The organism is Rufibacter sp. DG15C (assembly GCF_001577755.1).
GTDB lineage: Bacteria > Bacteroidota > Bacteroidia > Cytophagales > Hymenobacteraceae > Nibribacter.
In genome coordinates this window covers 1676955-1697306 of record NZ_CP010776.1, presented here as the reverse complement: position 1 = coordinate 1697306, position 20352 = coordinate 1676955, and the positions used below count along the sequence as shown (strand labels likewise).

The following is a 20352-nucleotide window of genomic DNA, read 5'->3' as shown; positions in this document are numbered from 1 at the left end:
AGGCGGTGTGGTTTACTTGACGTAAATTTACGCGAAATTATTAAACTGTTCCACGTGGTAAAAATTGGCAAGATAGAGCTTCCGGACTTTCCGTTGTTGCTGGCTCCTATGGAGGATGTGAGTGATCCGCCGTTTAGGGCCGTGTGCAAGGCCAACGGCGCCGACCTGATGTACACCGAGTTCATCTCTTCGGAAGGGCTCATCAGGGACGCCGCCAAAAGCCGTCAGAAGCTAGACATATTTGATTACGAGCGCCCCATCGGCATCCAGATTTTCGGGTCTGAGATTGAGGCTATGCGCGAGTCGGCCGCTATTTCTGCCGCTGTGGGCCCAGATTTGATAGACATCAACTACGGCTGCCCGGTCAAGAACGTAGCCTGCAAAGGCGCCGGTGCAGCTCTCCTACGTGACATTCCCAAGATGGTGGCCATGACCTCTGCCATTGTCAAAGCCGTGGAGCCGTTTGGTTTGCCGGTGACGGTGAAGACGCGCCTGGGCTGGGACGACTCTACCAAGAACGTGGAGGAAGTAGCCGAGCGTCTGCAGGACATCGGGTGCCAGGCCCTGACCGTGCACGGCCGCACGCGCGTGCAGATGTACAAAGGCGAGGCCGACTGGACCCTCATCCGAAAAATCAAGGAAAACCCGCGCATTAAGATTCCCATCTTCGGGAACGGCGACATTGACACCCCGCAGAAAGCGGTGGAATACAAAGAAAAATACGGCGTAGACGGTGTCATGATTGGCCGTGCGTCTATTGGCTACCCCTGGATTTTCAGGGAAATCAAGCACTTCCAGCAAACCGGTGAGTTATTGGCCCCGCCTACCATCCAGGAACGCATTGACATGTGCAAAATGCACTTTGACCGAAGCCTGGAGTGGAAAGGCCTCAAACTGGGCATCTTTGAGATGCGCCGCCACTACGCCAACTACTTCAGAGGTTTGCCTAACGTGAAAAGCTACCGCATGCGCTTGGTGCAGACCGAGGACCCAGCTGAGATCTACGCCATCTTAGATGAGATTGCCAACACGCTGGAATACGCCGAAATGGAGTCCTGAGTCTTGAGTCATTCATAAATACCATAAGAAGGCCTCGAAGATAATTCTTTGAGGCCTTCTCGTTTTTAGCCAGTTTTCATGAAAGGAGGCAAAAACGGCATCATTCTACCCAGCGCATGCAAGCATTGCAACCTCTCCCACCGCAGTCCGCCTGCCCTTGACCGAGGGCAAAGAGACTGGTCAATCTAAGTCTCTTTGCCTGAGGGAGAAAGTAGTGGCTTGTCAACTGGCAGAGGCGTAAGCCCACCATGAAACAGATAGCTTCTCACGGTGCGCCTCTGTGAGCCCTCGCCCTGTTTGAGCGGTCAGCGAGTTCGGGGGCTCTTGATTCTTTTGGTCCCTTTTCTCATCAAGGAGAAAAGGGACAAACGCGGGCAGAAAGTAAAATCAGAGAAGATTGGTAGGGACGGGGTTGGGTGGCAGATACGGAAAGTATTATCTGCTTGTATAAACACCCCTCTTCGCTCCCCTCAAGGGGAGAATCTGCGTTCATTCAACCGCCTGTCTAGTTTGCTACCAAGATCCTTTCAGGATGACAATAGGGGGTAGGAAAATCAACCACAGGAATAGAAAGAGTACAATAGGAAAGCCTGAACGATAAACGAAGCAGAAACTCAAAAGACTTCGGTTGCGCGAAGCCCCTACGAGTGTCTACACTAGCATCCCATTTTCAGCCTGTTTTCCAGAAAGTAGCCCGAAAACGGAAAAGCTTCTTCTATCTTTGCCATCTTACTTCCATCCTCCTCACGCACCGTGACCACAAAAGATACCACCGCACCTACTTCTACCCCGCTCCTAGCCTGGATTATCCTGTTTGGCTTGGCCCTCATCTGGGGCACGTCTTTTATCCTTATTAAGAAAGGGCTGGAAGTGTACAGTTCAGATGAGTTGGGCGCCATTAGAATCACCATTGCCACGGTGTCCTTGCTGCCATTCGCGTTGAGAGGTTTGAAAGCGCCTACGCGTCAGCAGTGGAAGTTTTTACTCTTCAGCGGGCTCATTGGCAACCTGATTCCGGCTTTTCTCTTTGCCTACGCAGAGACGCAGCTGGCCAGCGGCCTGGCGGGGGTGTTGAATTCTTTGACGGCCTTGTTCACGCTCATCATCGGGGCCATTTTCTTTCAGCAGAAGATTACCGCTTTGCGCGTGACGGGCATTGTGATTGGGATTGTGGGCACGGCCGTATTGATTTTCTCAGGTAGTGCGGAGGAGAATTCGTCCAATGGGTTCTATGGCTTGTACGTGGTGCTGGCCACCATCATGTACGGCGGAAGCCTCAACATCATCAAACACAAACTGGTGGGGTTATCGGCTATCACCATGGCGAGCCTGGCTTTACTGACCGTGGGACCCATTGCCTTTGTGTACCTGTGCACGACAGATGCTTTCCATAAATTGAACACGGTACCGCAGGCCTGGGAGGCCTTGGGCTATATAGGGCTGCTCGCCATTTTCAGTACGGCCATTGGGCTGGTGCTCTACAACAAGCTCATCCACATGACAGGCACCTTGTTTGCCAGCACCTCTACCTATCTTATGCCCATTGTAGCTTTGATTTGGGGTGTGGCCGATGGAGAAACCATCCACCTGATGCACTATGTGGGCATGACGGTGATTCTAGCCGGGGTGCTGTTGGTGAACCGGGCTAAGTAGGACTTAACTGTCTTCTTGAGCGGAAGATATGTTTTTGTGCAGCCTTAACCATTCTATGGCTTCCAGCTCAGACACGAAGAGGTGAATCTTCACCACCTCACTAAAGTTAGCGAGTTTCTCAAAGCCCACGGTTTCCCGCAAATGGGCGTAATGCGTGGGCGAAACCAGATACGCGAAATAGCCTGTGCGCTGAAGACGCTCCACCACATTCCCGTAAAACTCCTCCAGAATCCAGGTCTCATCCTCTGGCGTGGCACCGCCCCTTCCGCGCAAATCAAACAGCCAAAGGTTGGCCTTTACCTCTTCGGCGAAGTCCAGGGCCTGCAGGTATCCCTGACGCAACAACGCAGAACCCACCTGTTTAGACCAGCGCAGGAACAGAATGCCCATGTCCTTCCGGAAGGTGAGTTGCAAATGGCTTTCGGGGAGGTCCTTTTCAATCACTAGTTAGCAGGTTCAAATGTAAACTGGTCTGCCCTGCGCGTTTACAGCGCCCAAGGCAGACCAATAGTTTATTAAAAGTAGAAACGGTTACGCTTTGACAGCCAGCTTGCTGTGCTTGTGGCTATAGCCGAAGTAAATAGCCAGACCAATTAACAGCCAGATAGAGAACAATAGCCAGTTATTGACGCCCAATTGGGTCATCAAATACAGGTTGGTCAACAGGCCCAGCACCGGCAACAGAGAAAGCTGCTTCATAAAGGACACCCATGCTAACAGCACACAGGCAATCAGGAACACAATCATTGGGATTTGGTGCTTGAAGTCCTCATACCCGCCTTCGCCTCCTACAGCCGTCCAGAATTCATCAATGGCAGTACGGTTATACATAAGCACTAAAACGCCTAACACAGCCAAAATCAACGGCACATAGTAACGGCCGTTCATGTAAGGCACTTTAAAGCGGGCGTCTGAGGTACCGCGCGGATCAATGATCAAGATACCGCCGCATACCAAGGCAAACGCGAACAAGGTTCCAATACTTGTCAGGTCAATTACCAGGTCCATGTTCAACAACAACGCCGGCACACCCACAAAGAAACCAGTTACTAAGGTAGAGAACGAAGGCGTTCTGAAACGCGGATGCACTTTGGAGAATACCGGAGGTAAGAGACCGTCTCTAGACATAGCCATCCAGATGCGGGGCTGTCCAATCTGGAACACCAATAGCACAGAAGCCATAGCAAAAATTGCGCTTACCGCTACCACGCCAGCCAGCCAATCCACTCCTACTTTGGTGAACACATAGGCTAATGGGTCACCCACTGCTAATTCTGTATAAGGCACCATTCCGGTCAAGACCAGCGTGATGATCACATATAAAACAGTACAGATGACCAGCGCATAGAGCATGGCCCTCGGCAAGTCGCGCTGTGGATTTTTACATTCTTCGGCGGTGGTACTGATGGCGTCAAACCCAATGTAGGCGAAGAACACAGCAGACACGCCTTTTAAGACACCGCCAATGCCGTTTGGTGCAAACGGGCTCCAGTTGGCAGGCTCTACGTAGAAAATACCTACGGCAATCACCACCAACACCACGGCCATCTTCAAGATAACCAACAGGTTAGAAGCGTTCTTAGATTCTTTGATACCAATATAAACCAGCGTGGTTACCAAGGCATTGATCATAAACGCCGGAAGGTCAATCACCAGTTTACCACCCAGAAAATTAGGGGCCGACTGCCACGTTTTGTACGCCTCTAAAGTAGCTGGATCTGCGGCCGAAGCAGGCTGTCCCGACGCCAGTAAGTCTAACACCGCCTGGTGGCCAATGTAAGCGCTCTGGGTGCCCATGGTAAGCCAGGCAGGCATGTCTAACCCAACGCCGCTCAGGAGTCCGGTAAAGTAATCGCTCCAGGAGATGGCCACCACAATGTTCCCCACGGTGTATTCCATGATAAGCGCCCAACCAATAATCCAGGCCGCCAGCTCACCGAAAGACGTGTAGGCGTACGTGTAGGCAGAACCGCTCACCGGAATAGTGGCCGCAAACTGCGCATAGCACAGCGCCGAGAACGCACAGGCAATAGCCGTGAAAACAAACAACATAGATACCGCCGGACCGCCTTCAAAACTGGCATTGCCAATAGTACTGAAGATACCGGCTCCAATAATGGCGGCAATCCCCAGCGAGGTTAAGTCGCGTACGGTTAGGTTGCGCTCCAACCCTTCCTCCACAGTGCCCGGGTGGACAGCCACATCGGCGGGAGGCGTGTGTAATAAGGCCGTCAAACTCTTGCGACGGAAAAGGCTCTTTAGACTCACTTTGTTTGTTTGGTGTAGGTTTTGGAGGTGAAATTTAGTCAAAATATTCAGAACTGTTGAAGCTTGCGTATATTTAGACATAGCTATATGTCTCATGCCTAGCCAACGCCTCACCGTTTCTATCCCCCAGCCCTGCCACAAGGCCTGGCACACTATGACCCCGCAGGGACAGGGACGCATTTTCGGCAGGTTCAGAAAAGACCAGATTGAGAATGAGTTAGTGACGGCGGCTTCTGCTATTCAGAAGAGACTGATATGTCGGGTATTAATATTAGCGTTGGGATTATCTATATGGCTAAGCGCTATGACAGTGGAAGCTAAGGACTCTCAGCCGCCCTATACATTCTTGGCTTTCTTGGCAACAGAAACTGCATCTACAGATAGCATTAAAGTGCTGAAAGGAACAGTACTTGATTCAGCATCCAAAGAACCGATGCCAGGTGTGTCACTCTATTGGAAAGGAACCTCTATTGGTGTATCGACCAATGCAGAAGGCAAATTCAACCTTGTAGTTCCAGAAAATCAAATACCTATTCCACAAATTCTGGTAGTTACTTACATTGGCTATTTAAAACAAGAAATTTCCCTGGAAGACCTTCTGACCAATCAAAACCCAGTCATTGGCTTATCCCCTGATTTGATTTCAAGAGTAGAAATAGTGGTTACTGCCATCTGTGCAGAAAAACCTGGATTCAAAAAGGTACTTTCAAGCCCAAAGAAAAAGGAGTAGCTCTTTCAATAATTCAGTTTTTCGCCTAATTTCCAGAAAACAGCCCAAAAACAGCCTGTATGTTTAAAAGCCGTCTCACCGTCACAGTTCCTGAACCTTGCCACGAGGATTGGAACGCTATGACGCGCCAAGACGAAGGACGGTTCTGCCACAATTGCCAGAAGACAGTGGTGGACTTTACCTCCATGACAGATGCTGAAGTGGTGCGCTGGCTGACGAAGCAGGAAGGAAACACTTGCGGTCGGTTCACAGAAAAGCAATTAGCCAGAGAACTTGTCGCAACTAAAGCTTCTGCCCAAAGCTGGACGTGGCGGGCAGTGGCTTTGGGACTTTCTGCCTGGTTGAGCACTAAAACGGCGGAGGCTCAAACTAAAAATAATACTCCTACTACTCACGAAAGTCTATTCACAACTCTTGGGGTACAGCCTCAGGATAAGAATACACTTCCAACTCAAGACAGTATCATTACTATAAAAGGCCAAGTTTTGGATGCCCAAACAAAAGAAGAAATACCGGGGGTATATATTCAACTTAAAGGCAGTACAATTGCTGTACCTTCTGATGCAAAGGGTAAATTCGTAATGAATATTCCTAATAGCGACAGACTCAATCAAGGAGTGGTCGTATTTAGCTTTATTGGGTATAAAACTCAAGAGAGAAGTTTAGCAGACCTGATGAAACAAGAAATGGCAATCATTTCGATAGGAGTTGACGAAAACGTATTATCAGGAGAAGTAATCATAGTCGGTGGCTCCTTTTGGCGTACCCCTCGCAAATTGTATTACAGAGTCCGCAACCTCTTCCACTAATCCGTTTTTGGCCTCTTTTCACCAAAACAAGCTAAAAAACGGCTTACCTATTCAAGACCATTCTAAAGGTGGTACCCTTCCCCACTTCTGAGTTCTTCACGAAGAGCCTCCCCTGGTGGTAGTTCTCAATAATACGTCTGGCTAGGGCCAAGCCCAAGCCCCATCCACGCTTTTTGGTGGTAAAGCCCGGCACGAAGACTTCCTCCTGCTTGGTCTTCGGGATGCCCTTGCCCGTGTCCTGGATATCTAGCGCGATGGCATTCTTGGTGTTGCTCTTGGTGATGCGGAGCGTGATACTGCCTTTGCCGTCCATAGCATCTACGGCGTTCTTGCAGATGTTTTCAATCACCCACTCAAACAGCGGGATGTTGACCTTGGCGGTCGTCTCCTCGGGGAACTCAGACTCTATATAAAAGGCCACCTTCTGGGACACGCGGTTGCGCAGGTAGCCAATGGCGTTCTCCACCACCTTTTTCAAAGGCTCGTCTTTTAAAATAGGCACCGACCCAATGTTGGAGAAACGCTCGGTGATAATCTCCAGCCGTCGCACATCCTTGCCTAGCTCCTCTACAATGGGCTCGTTGTCAAAACGCGGGCTCCCTTTCATGTACTCATACCACGCCATGAGCGAGGAAAGCGGGGTGCCCAACTGGTGAGCCGTCTCTTTGGCCAGGCCCACCCACACGCGGTTCTGCTCGGCCTTGCGCGAGTAACTGAAGGCATAGTAGGCAATCAAGGACAAACACGCGATGACCGTGAGTTGCACATAAGGGTAGTAGCGCAACTGGGTGAGCAGTTCAGAGTCCTTGTAGAAAATGTAGTTTTTGAACACGCCCGGCTCCTCCACCACAATGGGCTTGTGCTGAAGCTTCATCTTGGCAATTTCACGGCGCAGGAGGTTATTTTCGCGCTTTTTTGAAATCTTTCCGGGCAGGGTGAGGTTCTTATAAGCGATGGGTTCCTCGTTCTCATCTGTGAGAATCACGGGCACCGAGCGGTTGGCGTCAATGATTTCCTCCTGAATAAAAACCAGGTTTCCGCTGTTGATGTCGGCGTTGTTCATGTACCGTAACCCTTTGGCGTACAAGTCAATGAGCTGTTGTTCGCGCTCAGACAACTTAGCCACCAGAAGGTTGGTATAAATCACGGTAGAAGCGCCAATGACCAGGGCGACGGTCATGATGAGGAGCTTAATCCGGGCTTTTTTAGAATAAATGGAGGTTGGAATCATGTACAAAGCAACGCTTCAGGAGATACGCCCGTCCTGTGAGAGGGTTATGCCCAGAGCAATTTAAGCATACTCTTAACGAAGATAGCAGAAGAAGCGTCTACCCGCGCTAATTTTGAATGACTATAAATAAAGGAAATATTAAAAGAATAAGGTTTCATCTTAACTATTGCGATTGTAATTTTGCGTGCTATTTTAAAGTGCCGTATGTTCCAAAACTTTAGAGCCGTCAGTCTTTCCTATAAAAAAGCGCCTTTAGACATAAGGGAGCTTATCGCGTTGGATGAGGGGTCGTGCCGACAGTTCCTGCAAACGCTCAAAACATACATCCAAGCTACTGACATCCTTGTACTTTCCACGTGCAACCGCACGGAGGTTTACTATACCGCTGACTCTGACTACAGCCACGAGATTGTGAAGCTGTTGGGCATCAGCAAGGGAATCCAGAACATTTCACAGTACCTGGACTACTTCACCATTGTCAATGAGCACGCAGACGCCGTTCTGCATCTGTTCAACGTGGCCATGGGCCTAGAGGCACAAGTGGTAGGTGACATGCAAATCTCCAACCAGGTAAAGCAAGCCTACCAGTGGAGCGCAGACAATGAGGCCGCCGGCCCGTTCCTGCACCGCTTGTTGCACACCATCTTCTTTACCAACAAGCGCGTAGTGCAAGAGACATCGTTCCGTGACGGAGCCGCCTCTACTTCTTACGCTGCCCTGGAACTGGTAGAAAGCCTGACCGCCGAAGTAGCCAACCCTAAAATCTTAGTAGTTGGCCTAGGCGAGATTGGCGCCGATGTGTGCCGTCACTTGAAAGACTCAGAATTCCAGAACGTAAAAATCTCTAACCGTACCCAGGCCAAGGCCCAAATCCTGGCAGATGAGTGCGGACTGGAAGTAGTTCCGTTTGAGAATCTGGTAGAAGCCATGAAAGAGGCCGATGTCATTATCTCTTCGGTGGCCCGCGATGAGCCATTCTTCACCAAAGAAATGGTGAGCCGTCTGGACGTCTTGACCTACAAGTTCTTCATTGACCTGAGCGTACCACGAAGTGTAGAGCCAGAAGTAGAAAGTGTACCGGGTGTGTTGCTTTACAACATTGACACCATCCAGAACAAAGCCTCTGATGCCCTGCAACGCCGCCTAGAGTCTGTACCGCACGTGAAGCAGATTATCACAGAGTCCATTGCTTCTTTTGAGGACTGGAGCAAAGAGATGAACGTCTCCCCTACTATCCAGAAACTGAAGAACGCCTTGGAGACCATCCGTCAGGAGGAGATGGCCCGTTACATGAAGAAGGTTTCTGCTGAGGAAGCCAAGCACATTGACGACATCACCAAGTCCATGATGCAGAAAATCATCAAGTTGCCAGTACTTCAATTGAAAGCCGCCTGCAAACGCGGTGAGGCTGAGACCCTGATTGACGTCTTGACTGACCTGTTTGACTTAGAAAAACAATCTGCAGAGGCCAATCACTAAGCCAACGCAAACCTTATTAATAGAGCGGGACTTTCTTTACAGAGAGTCCCGCTTTCGTTTATATTGGCCTCATGAAAAAGTTGCTCCCTATTCTTTTCGCTCTTCTAATCTCTATACCAAGCTGGGCACAGGTTACCTGGGTACCGTCAATAGAGCACCAACAAGGGTTGCCAGCCTCGGTCAAGGTATTTTCAACCACAGATTCATTAGACGGCAAACCTTTCAAGGCCTATTATTTGCTAGCAGATTTAAAAGACCCGAAGCTGGAAATTGAAACCAGAGTAGGCAATGGCAAGCGCTATACACCCAAACAGTATTATAATCAGGAAGCTGGCCAGGTTCTAGCCGTGGTAAACACTACCTTCTTTTCCTTCGCAGACAACAGTAACTTGAATCTGGTTATCAATAACGGGAAAGTGCTGGCGGCGCAAGCATCTGTCAAACGCAAAAACCCCAAGGGTAATGACACCCTCACCTACCATCCTACCACGGGCGCCATTGGCTTCTTTAAGAAAGGGAGAGCTGATGTGGCATGGGCCTATACCCTAGGTAAGAAAAAGAAACCTGTAGAACTGTCTGCACCTTACCCTACAAAAATAGGAGACCTGCCTGCTCCGGCACCTTCAAAACGCAATGTACCCGGCATGAGGCGCTGGAAGCCCCGCACAGCCGTGGCCGGAGGACCGGTTTTAGTACAGAATGGGCAGATGCACATAACGGCAGAAGAAGAAATGCGCGGCGGGGCCAGCTTTAGAGGGCTAAATCCGCGCACGGCTATGGGCTATACACCAAACAACCAATTGATTATTCTGGTGGTAGAAGGCCGCAACAAGGGCGTAGCCGAAGGCGCCACCCTAGACCAACTGGCCCAACTCATGATAGATTTGGGTAGTCAGGAAGCAGTGAACTTAGATGGCGGCGGCTCTAGTGCCCTCTTTATAAAAGGCAGGGACACCATAAAGCCATCAGACAAGGAAGGCCAGCGCCCTGTGCCAGCAGTGCTGGTACTCAAGTACAAAGAATCTGGCGGCAAAAAATAAAACCGTTTCTAGCCTACACTTACTGCAGACTGGAAACGGTTCCAGGGGGTACTTACTTGACAGATTTACTTACGCCGGAGAAAGATTACAGATCACCGCAACATTCCTCCAGGCAGTCAATCACATCAATCAGCTTAGGGATGGAAAGGGAATAATAGATTTTGGTGCCCACCTTAAAGGAAGAAAGAACTCCCTTGTCTTTCAAGGTAATCAAATGCTGTGAGGCAATGGCCTGAGGCAAATCCAAATAGTTATAGATCTCCGTCACGGTCATTTTGTCTTCCTTACCCAGAAGATCCACAATGGCCAACCTTTTAGGATGCGCCAACACCTTCAGCATGGACGCCGCCTTATCTATCTTCTTAGATTCAACTCTGGATAATAAACTTTTCATAAGGGACACACTTACCAGTACTACAATTAGCGCTACTACACGCCTTTAAACCCGCCAAATCCCCTCCAGTTTTTGACGGCACCTGAACATTACGTTACTTTAACGCATGGCGACTTACCATGTTATAGGAATAATGTCAGGCACCTCCCTTGACGGAGTTGACTTAGCTTATTGCAGATTTACGTATAATGAAAAGAATTGGATATATAAAATCCTTAATACTGAAACACTTCCATATACAGATGTTTGGTTGAAGCGTCTTTCAACGCTCACAGAAGCCAGCGCCGCTGAAATAATAGCCACTGACAGGGCCTACGGACGTTATTTGGGCGAGTTGGCAAAAAACTTCGTGGAGGCCAATAATCTTTCGGTGGATTTTGTCTCTTCGCACGGCCACACCATTTTTCACCAGCCCCAGCTGGACATCACGTTCCAGGTAGGAAGCGGCGCCTACCTGGCCGCCGCCGCCGGCCGGCCCGTGGTCTGTGACTTCAGGACTCTGGACATTGCCTTGGGCGGACAAGGCGCTCCGCTGGTGCCCATCGGGGACAAGCTTCTCTTCTCAGATTATGATTTCTGCCTGAATTTGGGTGGCATCTCCAACATCTCCCAGGAAGGGCCAGACCGCCGCGTGGCCTTTGACATCTCGTGCTGCAACATGCTCCTGAACCCACTGGCCGAGGAACTGGGCTTTGCCTATGACCGGAATGGGGAACTGGCCAGACAAGGACAGTTCCAGCCAGACTTGTTTGAGAAGCTCAATGAGGCTGCTTATTTCTCCGCGGCCTATCCAAAATCCATCGGCAAGGAGTGGGCCGACGAGAACAGCCTAAAAGTCCTGAGCCATTCCAAAGCGTCTACTCAAGACAAACTGAACACCGCCTGTCACCACATCGGCTACCAGGTGGCCCAGGCAGTGAAACAGCACGCTTCCCAAGCCCATGGCAGATTGTTGTTGACCGGCGGCGGGGCCTTCAACGGCTTTCTGGTGGAGCAGATTCAACATTACCTGGGGCCTGCGTTTGAAGTGGTGGTGCCGGAACCGGAGCTGGTTAATTTCAAGGAAGCGCTCATTTTCGCGTTTTTGGGCGTATTGCGCTGGCGGCAGGAAACCAACTGCCTGAAGAGCGTGACAGGTGCCAGCCAGGACAACTGCGGCGGCGCCATCTACTGGATGTAATTCGTTTTTGACCTTATTTCCAAAAAACAGGCTAAAAACGGCTAGGTCTTTCAAGGACAATAGAATTATTCTGGTTTTTATTATTCTGCTAAGGAGGAACGCTCGTTAAATCCTACCTTTGCGCCATCATCAAAAACCAACACTTCATTTCTATGAAAGACTTACTGGCCAAATTTGAGACGAAACGTCCTGAGATTGTTTTTGAGTGGAAAGACGCTGAAACCGAGGCCGAAGGCTGGGTGGTCATCAACTCCCTGAGAGGCGGCGCGGCCGGTGGTGGAACCCGCATGCGCAAAGGCCTGGACAAGCGCGAAGTGGAGTCTCTGGCCAAAACCATGGAAGTGAAGTTCACCGTTTCGGGCCCGGCCATTGGCGGCGCCAAATCAGGCATCAACTTTGACCCGGCAGACCCTAGAAAGAAAGGCGTATTGGAGCGCTGGTACAAAGCGGTGTTCCCTTTATTGAAGAACTACTACGGAACCGGCGGCGACCTCAACGTGGACGAAATCCATGAGGTAATCCCCATGACCGAGGAATACGGCCTGTGGCACCCGCAGGAAGGCATTGTGAACGGCCACTTCAAAGCCACCGAACCGCAGAAAATCAACAAGTTGGGCCAACTGCGCCAGGGCGTGAGCAAGGTGATTGAGGACCCCAACTATTCTCCTTCCCTGAGCCGCAAATACAACATCGCAGACATGATTACGGGGTATGGCGTGGCCGAGGCCGTTCGTCATTACTACCAAATCTGGGGCGGTGAGCTGCAAGGCAAACGCGCCATCATCCAGGGCTGGGGCAACGTAGGCGCCGCCGCCGCCTATTATTTGGCGTCTGAAGGCGTGAAGATTGTGGGCATCATAGACCGCGCGGGTGGTTTGATTAACCCAGAAGGCTTCTCCTTTGACGAAATCAAAGACCTGTTCCTCAACCGCCGCGGCAACACGCTGTACGCAGAAAACCTTTTGTCTTTTGACGATACCAACGCCCGCATCTGGGATTTAGAGTCTGAGATTTTCATCCCGGCGGCCGCCTCCAGACTGGTGACCAAAGAGCAGGTGGAGCGCATGTTGCAGCACGGCCTAGAGGTGATTTCCAGCGGTGCCAACGTACCGTTCCAGGACCCTGAAATCTTCTTCGGGCCGACGGGTGAGTTTGCCGACCAGCACGTGTCTGTCATCCCCGACTTTATTGCCAACTGCGGCATGGCCCGCGTATTTGCCTACTTGATGGAGCAGGACGTGGAGATTACGGATGAAGCCATCTTCACCGACATCTCCCGCACCATTGGCCAGGCCCTGGAGAAAACCCACGCCCGCCACCCAGAGAAAACCGAGATAGCCAAAACCTCTTTCGAGATTGCCTTGAGCCAGTTGTTGTAAGTAAAACCCAACGAATCAACTACACTTATACTCCCCCTATTGTCATCCTGAAAGGATCTTGTCGGCAAGCTGTAGTAGCGAGTGCTAAGTGCAAAGAGCCTACTGTCGTTTTTGGCCTGTTTTCTGGGAAAGAGGCCAAAAACGACAACTATCCTCTCGCAAGCTTATAGCTTGTGGGTAAACATGAGACAAGTTTAAAAACTTGCGGAAAGGAACTGGTTATAAAAGCAAGTTGAAAACTTGCCAGCATGGTTAGCTCCAAGCTACAAGCTTGAAGCAGGAAATAGGAAAGCGTTTAGTCATAGCCTATTTAGCTGGCCCACAAGATCCTTTCAGGATGACAATAGGAGAAACGGTTAGGGTGATAGGTTGAATAGCAGGGATAGAAAGAAGGAGATAAAGCGAGAATAGTAAACCAGAAAAGAAATAAAATAAAATCAACACAAAAAAGCCTCTGCTTCTCACAAGGAGCAGAGGCTTTTTTTTACTATTGAGGACTCGGCAGAACTAAATCGCCTTGAATCCCATGGCCAATAACTTGGCTTCGTCTTCTTTCTTCACCTGCACCTTTAAAACTCTTCCGCTGGCACAGGTACAGGCCATACACATGGCACCATCATTCACCTTGTTAAGGGAAATATCCAGGACAGTTATTCCCTGCTTCTGCAGATACTCTTTTATGTACTGCACCTTGTCTTGGTTGCTGTTGCCGTATCCCCAAGGATCGGCGCACTGGGTTTCCTGGTAAGACAGCCATTTGGTTTGGGCTTCTTCTGGCCACTCTAATTTGCCGTCAGGACCTTGGCAGGCTATGTTCAGAAACAGCCCGAAGCCAATCAAAAGCAGTGATAAAATTTTCCGTTTCATAGATTAATGTCCATTTTTACTTTATTGACCCCGCTAGCGGCCCGTTGGTTGCAAGCGCCTTGAAATTTACATCCATGAAGGAACAACTTCAGAACATACTTGACCAAGTCTTTTTAGGGAACAGCGTGGAGCAGTATTTCCTGTTCATCGGGATTATGCTCTGCGGTTTCCTGTTCAAGGAAATCCTCTCTAAATTACTCACTTCCATCCTGTTCAGGGTGATGGTCAAGCGCTTTTCTTCTGAGGTGACCAAAGAAGAGTTCAGACGTCTGCTGGTAGTACCGCTGGAAGTGCTGACGTTTCTGGTCTTCCTGTACATCGCCTTTGACCGCCTCAACTACCCGCCAGAACTAGGCTTGCCTGCCAAGGATGAACTGGGCCTCAAGCGTGTCTTGCAACGCATTTACAGCATCTTCCTGATCTTCTCGCTCACCTGGGTAGTCATGCGCCTGGTTGATTTTGCGGGCCTGATCTTCTCTAAGCGTGCTGCCAAGACCCAATCCAAACTGGATGACCAGCTAGTCCCGTTCTTCGTGGATTTCATTAAGGTGATTGTGGTCATCATTGGCTTTTTTGTAATGCTGGGCACAGTCTTCAAGGTGAACGTAGCGGGCTTGGTGGCTGGTCTGGGAGTGGGTGGTTTGGCCATTGCCTTCGCGGCCAAAGAAAGCCTGGAGAACCTGCTGGCCTCCTTCACCATCTTTTTGGACCACCCGTTTGTGGTAGGCGACCTGGTGCAGGTAGGTGAAGTGACGGGCACCATTGAGAAGATCGGGTTCAGGAGCACGCGCATACGCACCATGGAGAAAAGCTACGTGACCCTCCCCAACAAGCACATGATTGACAAGCCGCTGGACAACCTCACCCTTCGCACGTTCCGGCGGGTTAAGTTTGACATCACGCTCACCTACAGCACCACCTCCCAGCAGATTAAAAGCATTGTCCAGGACATCCAGTATTTCATAGACCACTACCCCCGCACCAACCAGGACGGCCGCGTGCGTTTCATGAACCTGGGACCTCACTCCAAAGACGTGATGGTGCTCTATTTTATTGACACCATTGACTGGGATGAGTACGTGAACATCAAAGAGGAAATCAACTACAAGATTGTAGAGATTGTAGAGCAACACGGCGCCGAGTTTGCGTTCCCAACGCAGACGGTGTACATGAAGCAGGAAACGGACTAACAAAAATGAATTTGATTTCAATATGGCCACAGAGTTGAGAAAAGAAGAGTCTATGTTATACCCTTACATTATTAAGCTTTGGCTTTTTAGTGTAGCGTTTATAGCTCCTTTATTACTAGTTGGAATCGAAATATTTGACAATGATTTAAAGATTTTACCAATCATTCATCTCTTCATAATATTAGGATTAAGCTTATCATTACCCACCCTATTCTTATGTCATTTGGCATATAGCTTTCTAAAAAGTAAAGCCATCCCATCATTATTACTTAGAGTATACATCTGCCTAATATCAATAGTGGGAGTAATAGTGACTTTTTACATCTTAGGTATAACTTCCAATATCCTAGGGGTTTATTCAGCGAGTATCATAATAGCCAGTTCAGTTCTTCCTTTAGACAGAAGGTAAAGTGCAGTAGCCCATAAATCAAAATCCCCGTTTTCGGGCTGTTTTACAGAAAACAAGCCAAAAACGGGGATTCATTTACTCACGCAGTATTACCAACCAGTTCCGCCGCCTCTGCGGCCACCGCCTAAAATACCGCCCAACAGGCCACCTAACCCACCAGAACCCATGCCGCCGTAGCGGCTACGTCCAGCTAGACCGCCCAGGATAGAAGCCATTGAACCTAGACCTCCTGTACGACCTCCACCGTACATACCGCCTCTGCTCATCATGCCGCCGCCCAGCAGACCTCCTAAGAGTCCGCCTAGGCCACCGCCCATGCCACCCATCATACCGCCACCCATGCCCATGCTCCTACCGCCTTTCCGGCGCATCATGCCAGAGATGACCATAGGCGCCAAGATGCCCAGCATGCCCGTCACCATACCCGGAGAGATGCCAGACTTCTTGAACATATCGCCAAAGCCGCTTTTGTTCAGGAAGGATTGCGAGGTTGGGTCTTCGCCCTGTTGCTGAGCCTGGTTGGCTTTGTCTACAAACTGGTCCAGGATACTGAACTGCTTCTGGTCAATGCCCAGGTACTGGCCAATTTCGCCAATGCGTTGCTGTTCCTCAGGTGAGTATTCGCCGTCAGACTTCGCGAAGCTGATGAGATCTGTCACAAAAGAGAAGCGCAGGTCGCTGGCCTTTAGCACGTCCAGGCACTTTTGCAGGCTTATCTGGGAAGGGTTCTTGGCAATGGACTCTACCTCCTGCTCCAAGCTGGCCGGCAGCTCGGCGGCCTCGCCTAGCAAACGCAAGAAAGTCAGCTCGTCTTCGGTGACGGTTCCGTCTGCCGAGGCAATGGTGGCCAGCGCGCCTAGATAGGCACCTTTCTCTTGATCTGAATAGTTTTTAAGTAATGTGGTCTCTTCGGTCATAGTCGTTCAGTTTGCAATAGTATAGAGCCTTATGAACGAAGCACTTAAAAACGAGTTGGCGTTTTTGGCCTCATTTCTGGAAAACACCCCAAAAACGGCAACGTTATAATAATTGCTAAGGACCCGCTCTTCCGGCTACATGCTACTCTGATTTTTGGTAAGTTTAACAAGCCAACGCCTCTAGATTATGGACAATGAAGCCCTCAACCGTTTTGACCGCATCGTGGCCATGTTGCAGCATTTGCAGTCAGGCCGCACAGTCAAAGCCCAGGAACTGGCCGACCGCTTTCAGGTAAGCCTGCGCACCGTGTACCGCGACATCCGGTCCCTGGAAGCCTCAGGCGTGCCCGTCACCGGCGAGGCAGGCGTGGGTTACTCCTTACTGGAAGGTTACCGCTTGCCGCCCGTCATGTTCACCCATGAAGAAGCCGGCAGTTTTGTAGCGGCAGAGAAGCTGATGCAGAAGTTCAGCGACAAAGCATTAGGCGCGCATTTTGAGTCTGCCATGTACAAAGTTAAATCTGTGCTGCGGGGCAGTGCCAAAGACCGGGTGGCAACACTTGAAGCTCAGATTTGGGTAGACGCCTCTACCCAGCTTTTCAATCAGCACACCCCCCATGCTCTGGATGTGCTATTGGATAGTATGGCCGAGAAAAAGCAGGTGGCTATGCAGTACCAGGCCTTCAGTTCTGAGGAACCTACTGAGCGCCTCATAGAGCCCGTGGGCTTGTTCCATGAAAACAATTTTTGGTACATCATGGGCTACTGTCACCTGCGTGCAGATTACCGGCAGTTCAGGACAGACCGCATGCTGCAGATAAAATTAACGGACCGCCCCTTTAGCAAAGAGCACGGTCCGTTATCTGATTATAGAAAGCCGAAAGCCCTTTCTGAGAAAATGAAAGTGGTCTTACGGGTAGAGAAGCAATTTGCAAAGTACATCCAGACCAGCCGCACGTATTACGGGTTCACCTCTGAAAAACCAGACGGCGACTACGTGGTGATGACCTTCCTGACAGAGCCCCACTGCGAAGGCTTTGCCAGGTGGTTCCTCATGTTCGGGGACTGCGCCCAGATTCTGGAGCCTGAAAGCCTGAAAGAACAAGTAAGCGACATCATTGCCAAGGTGCAGGCTTCTTTACAAGTTACACCTGAACCCGTTCTGATTTAGTCCTCCAGTTCGGCGCATAGAAAACCCGCCTGTTGCATCCTGTCAATAATAACGGAGGGCGTTACAGCCAGGGCTTCTACTCTCAGGATATGGTCACAATCCTCCAAGTCAAAGTTCCAGCGTTCTGTGGGCGTGAGCAGTTGATTTAGCAGAGGCGCCACCTGCTTTACGCCTTTGTCTGTAAGCACCGACGTCTTGAATACCAGCACGGTTCTCATAACTGTTATTGTAGGCTTATCTCTCATAGAAGTTTGGAGGCGTTACGCCCAGTGCCCGCAGGTACACATAGCCCTGCCCGCGGTGGTGAATCTCATTGTCTATGTAGTAAAGCACGGTAGAAATCACGGTTCCCTCATAGGCGCCAAACGCCAGAATTGTCTCTTTAAACTTTTGGTCTGGGATAAGGCCCCAGTCTTGGTCCATGGCCGTGGTTTGGGCATCCCAAAGGGCCAGTAGTTCTTCTTTGCTGTTAGCTTGGTATAATTCTTCACTGAGTTGTGGCACGGTACCGTCTGCTATTTGCTTTACTCCGGGTGCGGCCAGCATCAGTAGTTCCTGCACCATTTTGTAGAACGTTCGCATACCGCCAATAGAAAATTCAAACAGGTCTTTCTCTGGGAACGCCTCTATGACTCTTCTGGTGAGGCCGCGGTGTCCTTGCCAGTGGGCCAGCAGGTCTTTAGAGGAAATAATGGATGTGATGGTTGTGGTGGTCATAGTTTCCATAGGTCTTGGGGTTAATGGTTTAACGATGGACCAAAAGTACCCTCCCCCAGTGACAACAGTCTGTCAGTAGCCTACAGGAAAATTTAAAGAGAATGAATTGGGCGGAGTAAGTTGCTTGTAGATTTTTGGATTGGAAAATACAGACTCCGTTTTTGACCTATTTCCCAGGAAACAAGCTAAAAACGCCAGCTAGGATTACTCGTCTCGGGTTGCTTTTGAATTGGTTAATTTCTCAAGCTTTGCAATTATTTCCCTGTCAAAACGATTTTCAATCCTTTCTCTCTCGTCTTCAGCCAAATCGTTTTCAATGAACCATTTACCGTTCTTGAAGACTGATCGGATGGACATGACCGTCACTCTGGAGTTTCCTTGATAAGAAACGAAATACATTTCTTCTGGGCTTCCCTTCAAATAGAAATTGGTGTTTTCAAAGAAACCATAAGTTCCTTCAATACTGGCGGCTGTTGGTTTCCATTTCTCAGGAATCTTATGGCTTTCCAACGAATTCATTGCCACTAACATCTCCTCAATGCTAACCTGAAACTTCCTGTCCTCAAAGGAGCCCAAAGTACCTGCGCCAATAGTACAAGATGTAACACCGGCAGTGACCATTAAGCATATGGCAAATAACTTAGTTAGATATTTATTAGGCATCAAGGCAATGGTAAATGCTTTTATAATTACTTCACCGCCGCCAGAATACGCTTAAAGAACTCATTGCCGTTGGTCTGGTGCCAGCGCCATACTACCACAATGTCATGCTCGGGGTCTACCCAAATGGTATTGGAACCGGCACCCAGGGCGGCGTAGCTGGTAGCGGGCGCGGCTGGCCATTGTTTTTTCTGGGTGTTGAGCCACCAGAGGTATCCGTAGTCGGGACCGTGCGGGCCAGGCGTAAGCGCTTGCTGTATCCACTTTTCAGAGACCAGCTGCTTGTTTTTCCATTTGCCCTTGCGCAGAAACAGGTACCCGAAGCGGGCCTCATCTCTTGTATTAATCCAGAGACCGCCGCCCCAGCGGGTACCACCGCTCACGCTGGGCAGTTGTTTGCCGTCTACGTCCACATAAGAGTTTTTATAGGGAAGGTACTGCCACGTATTGGACGCACCGATGGGGTTCATGATCTGCTCTTTCAGGACCTCGGGCAGGGGTTTCTTCCAGAGGCGTAGCAAGGACAAAGACAGCCGGTTGATGCGCACGTCATTGTACTCATAAAAAGTGCCGGGCTCTTGCAAGGCGCGCGGCTTGCGTTCGCCGCTTCCAAATTCCTCTTTGCCCACAAAGGTGTGGCTCTTCCCAAAAAGCTCTCCCTCCCACTCGCTGGTCTGCTGGGCATGGTGGTGCCAGGTTACTTTTCTGTTGTGCTCAGAGTCATAGCCACCGTCTTTGATGTAATTGGCCACCGGGTCCTGCACGTCCTTAATTATGCCTTTGTCCACGGTGATGCCCAGAATGGTAGACAAGAAGCTTTTGGCGATGCTGTAGGTAGGGTCAGCGCGTTGGGTGTCTCCCCACTCCGCCACAATGTAGCCGTTCTTTAAGATGATGCCGTTGGTAGCCGCCCGGTCATTGGGAATAGGCCCCAGCAACTTCCCGAAGACCTGTTCCTGATCAGAGAAATCCTTCGGCCGCTTAGTCTCCTGCGTCTGCGCATACGCCACTGCCTGCGCCAACAATTCCGCGTCCATGCCCACCTCCTCGGGCTTTCTGGTTTCCCAATTGTCACCGGAGCCGGGGTAATAAACTTTGGCGGTTGAGCCGGCAGATTGGGAAGTTGTGCTGGAATTGGATTGGCAGGCAATTACTCCTGCTAGCAGGAAAGGCAGGAAACGGTGGAGAGATTTTTTCAT

The 20352-nt window shown here is 50.1% G+C and carries 20 protein-coding genes; 10 read left to right on the top strand and 10 right to left on the bottom strand.

All coding sequences use genetic code 11. From position 1 onward, the window contains the following. The first annotated feature begins 54 nt into the window (after positions 1-54). Positions 55-1059 carry a tRNA dihydrouridine synthase DusB gene (gene dusB / locus TH61_RS07240; RefSeq protein WP_066507831.1) on the top strand — a complete coding sequence of 335 codons (1005 nt, stop codon included), beginning with the start codon at positions 55-57 and terminating at the stop codon, positions 1057-1059. A gap of 753 nt (positions 1060-1812) precedes the next feature. Continuing rightward, on the top strand, positions 1813-2712 hold the full coding sequence (locus TH61_RS07235) for a DMT family transporter (protein ID WP_082780326.1): 900 nt from the start codon (positions 1813-1815) through the stop codon (positions 2710-2712). Positions 2713-2715: 3 nt separating this feature from the next. Here the strand turns inward: TH61_RS07235 and TH61_RS07230 are convergent, their stop codons facing one another. After that, positions 2716-3156: a hypothetical protein gene (locus TH61_RS07230; RefSeq protein ID WP_066507829.1), complete on the bottom strand. Its 441-nt coding sequence runs from the start codon at positions 3154-3156 to the stop codon at positions 2716-2718. 87 nt (positions 3157-3243) lie between these two features. Then, positions 3244-4980, bottom strand: a complete 1737-nt coding sequence (locus TH61_RS07225; RefSeq protein WP_066512609.1) for an amino acid permease — start codon at positions 4978-4980, stop codon at positions 3244-3246. Between the two features lie 304 nt (positions 4981-5284). On the opposite strand from TH61_RS07225, the gene TH61_RS07220 reads away from it, so the two are divergent. Both TH61_RS07220 and TH61_RS07215 read left to right on the top strand, forming a co-directional pair. After that, positions 5285-5710, top strand: a complete 426-nt coding sequence (locus TH61_RS07220) for a carboxypeptidase-like regulatory domain-containing protein (RefSeq protein ID WP_197464113.1) — start codon at positions 5285-5287, stop codon at positions 5708-5710. A gap of 59 nt (positions 5711-5769) precedes the next feature. Next, positions 5770-6519, top strand: coding sequence for a carboxypeptidase-like regulatory domain-containing protein (locus tag TH61_RS07215; RefSeq protein ID WP_066507826.1), 750 nt, complete (start codon positions 5770-5772; stop codon positions 6517-6519). A gap of 43 nt (positions 6520-6562) precedes the next feature. On the opposite strand, the gene TH61_RS07210 is transcribed toward TH61_RS07215, so the two are convergent. Further along, on the bottom strand, positions 6563-7750 hold the full coding sequence (locus tag TH61_RS07210; protein WP_066507825.1) for a HAMP domain-containing sensor histidine kinase: 1188 nt from the start codon (positions 7748-7750) through the stop codon (positions 6563-6565). Positions 7751-7954: 204 nt separating this feature from the next. Between TH61_RS07210 and hemA the strand changes: the two genes are divergently transcribed. Together hemA and TH61_RS07200 are read left to right on the top strand one after the other, a co-directional pair. Beyond that, a complete protein-coding gene (gene hemA, locus TH61_RS07205) occupies positions 7955-9229 on the top strand; it encodes a glutamyl-tRNA reductase (protein WP_066507821.1) in 1275 nt (424 codons plus the stop codon). Positions 9230-9300: 71 nt separating this feature from the next. After that, positions 9301-10269 (top strand): phosphodiester glycosidase family protein, encoded by a 969-nt coding sequence (locus tag TH61_RS07200; protein ID WP_082780324.1) that lies wholly within the window; start codon positions 9301-9303, stop codon positions 10267-10269. An 85-nt stretch (positions 10270-10354) separates the two neighbouring features. Here the strand turns inward: TH61_RS07200 and TH61_RS07195 are convergent, their stop codons facing one another. Next, positions 10355-10663: a helix-turn-helix transcriptional regulator gene (locus tag TH61_RS07195; protein WP_048921996.1), complete on the bottom strand. Its 309-nt coding sequence runs from the start codon at positions 10661-10663 to the stop codon at positions 10355-10357. A 106-nt stretch (positions 10664-10769) separates the two neighbouring features. Here TH61_RS07195 and TH61_RS07190 point away from each other — a divergent pair, with 106 nt between their 5' ends. Together TH61_RS07190 and TH61_RS07185 are read left to right on the top strand one after the other, a co-directional pair. Then, positions 10770-11843 (top strand): anhydro-N-acetylmuramic acid kinase, encoded by a 1074-nt coding sequence (locus TH61_RS07190; protein WP_066507818.1) that lies wholly within the window; start codon positions 10770-10772, stop codon positions 11841-11843. Between the two features lie 152 nt (positions 11844-11995). Next, positions 11996-13222: a Glu/Leu/Phe/Val dehydrogenase dimerization domain-containing protein gene (locus TH61_RS07185; RefSeq protein WP_066507816.1), complete on the top strand. Its 1227-nt coding sequence runs from the start codon at positions 11996-11998 to the stop codon at positions 13220-13222. Positions 13223-13729: 507 nt separating this feature from the next. Here the strand turns inward: TH61_RS07185 and TH61_RS07180 are convergent. Beyond that, complete coding sequence (locus TH61_RS07180; protein ID WP_066507814.1) at positions 13730-14089, bottom strand: hypothetical protein; 360 nt, start codon at positions 14087-14089, stop codon at positions 13730-13732. A gap of 74 nt (positions 14090-14163) precedes the next feature. Between TH61_RS07180 and TH61_RS07175 the strand changes: the two genes are divergently transcribed. Beyond that, a complete protein-coding gene (locus tag TH61_RS07175) occupies positions 14164-15279 on the top strand; it encodes a mechanosensitive ion channel family protein (protein ID WP_066507810.1) in 1116 nt (371 codons plus the stop codon). Positions 15280-15777: 498 nt separating this feature from the next. On the opposite strand, the gene TH61_RS07170 is transcribed toward TH61_RS07175, so the two are convergent. Further along, on the bottom strand, positions 15778-16605 hold the full coding sequence (locus TH61_RS07170; protein ID WP_066507808.1) for a TerB family tellurite resistance protein: 828 nt from the start codon (positions 16603-16605) through the stop codon (positions 15778-15780). Between the two features lie 187 nt (positions 16606-16792). Here TH61_RS07170 and TH61_RS07165 point away from each other — a divergent pair, with 187 nt between their 5' ends. After that, complete coding sequence (locus TH61_RS07165) at positions 16793-17776, top strand: YafY family protein (protein ID WP_066507806.1); 984 nt, start codon at positions 16793-16795, stop codon at positions 17774-17776. Here the strand turns inward: TH61_RS07165 and TH61_RS07160 are convergent. The 4 genes from TH61_RS07160 to TH61_RS07145 all read right to left on the bottom strand — a co-directional run bounded on the left by TH61_RS07160 (position 17773) and on the right by TH61_RS07145 (position 20352). Continuing rightward, on the bottom strand, positions 17773-17994 hold the full coding sequence (locus tag TH61_RS07160; RefSeq protein WP_066507804.1) for a hypothetical protein: 222 nt from the start codon (positions 17992-17994) through the stop codon (positions 17773-17775). The genes TH61_RS07165 and TH61_RS07160 overlap by 4 nt on opposite strands. 16 nt (positions 17995-18010) lie before the next feature. Then, on the bottom strand, positions 18011-18493 hold the full coding sequence (locus tag TH61_RS07155; protein ID WP_082780323.1) for a DinB family protein: 483 nt from the start codon (positions 18491-18493) through the stop codon (positions 18011-18013). Positions 18494-18697: 204 nt separating this feature from the next. Then, positions 18698-19156 carry a hypothetical protein gene (locus TH61_RS07150; RefSeq protein WP_066507800.1) on the bottom strand — a complete coding sequence of 153 codons (459 nt, stop codon included), beginning with the start codon at positions 19154-19156 and terminating at the stop codon, positions 18698-18700. Positions 19157-19182: 26 nt separating this feature from the next. Then, a complete protein-coding gene (locus TH61_RS07145) occupies positions 19183-20352 on the bottom strand; it encodes a serine hydrolase (protein ID WP_066507798.1) in 1170 nt (389 codons plus the stop codon).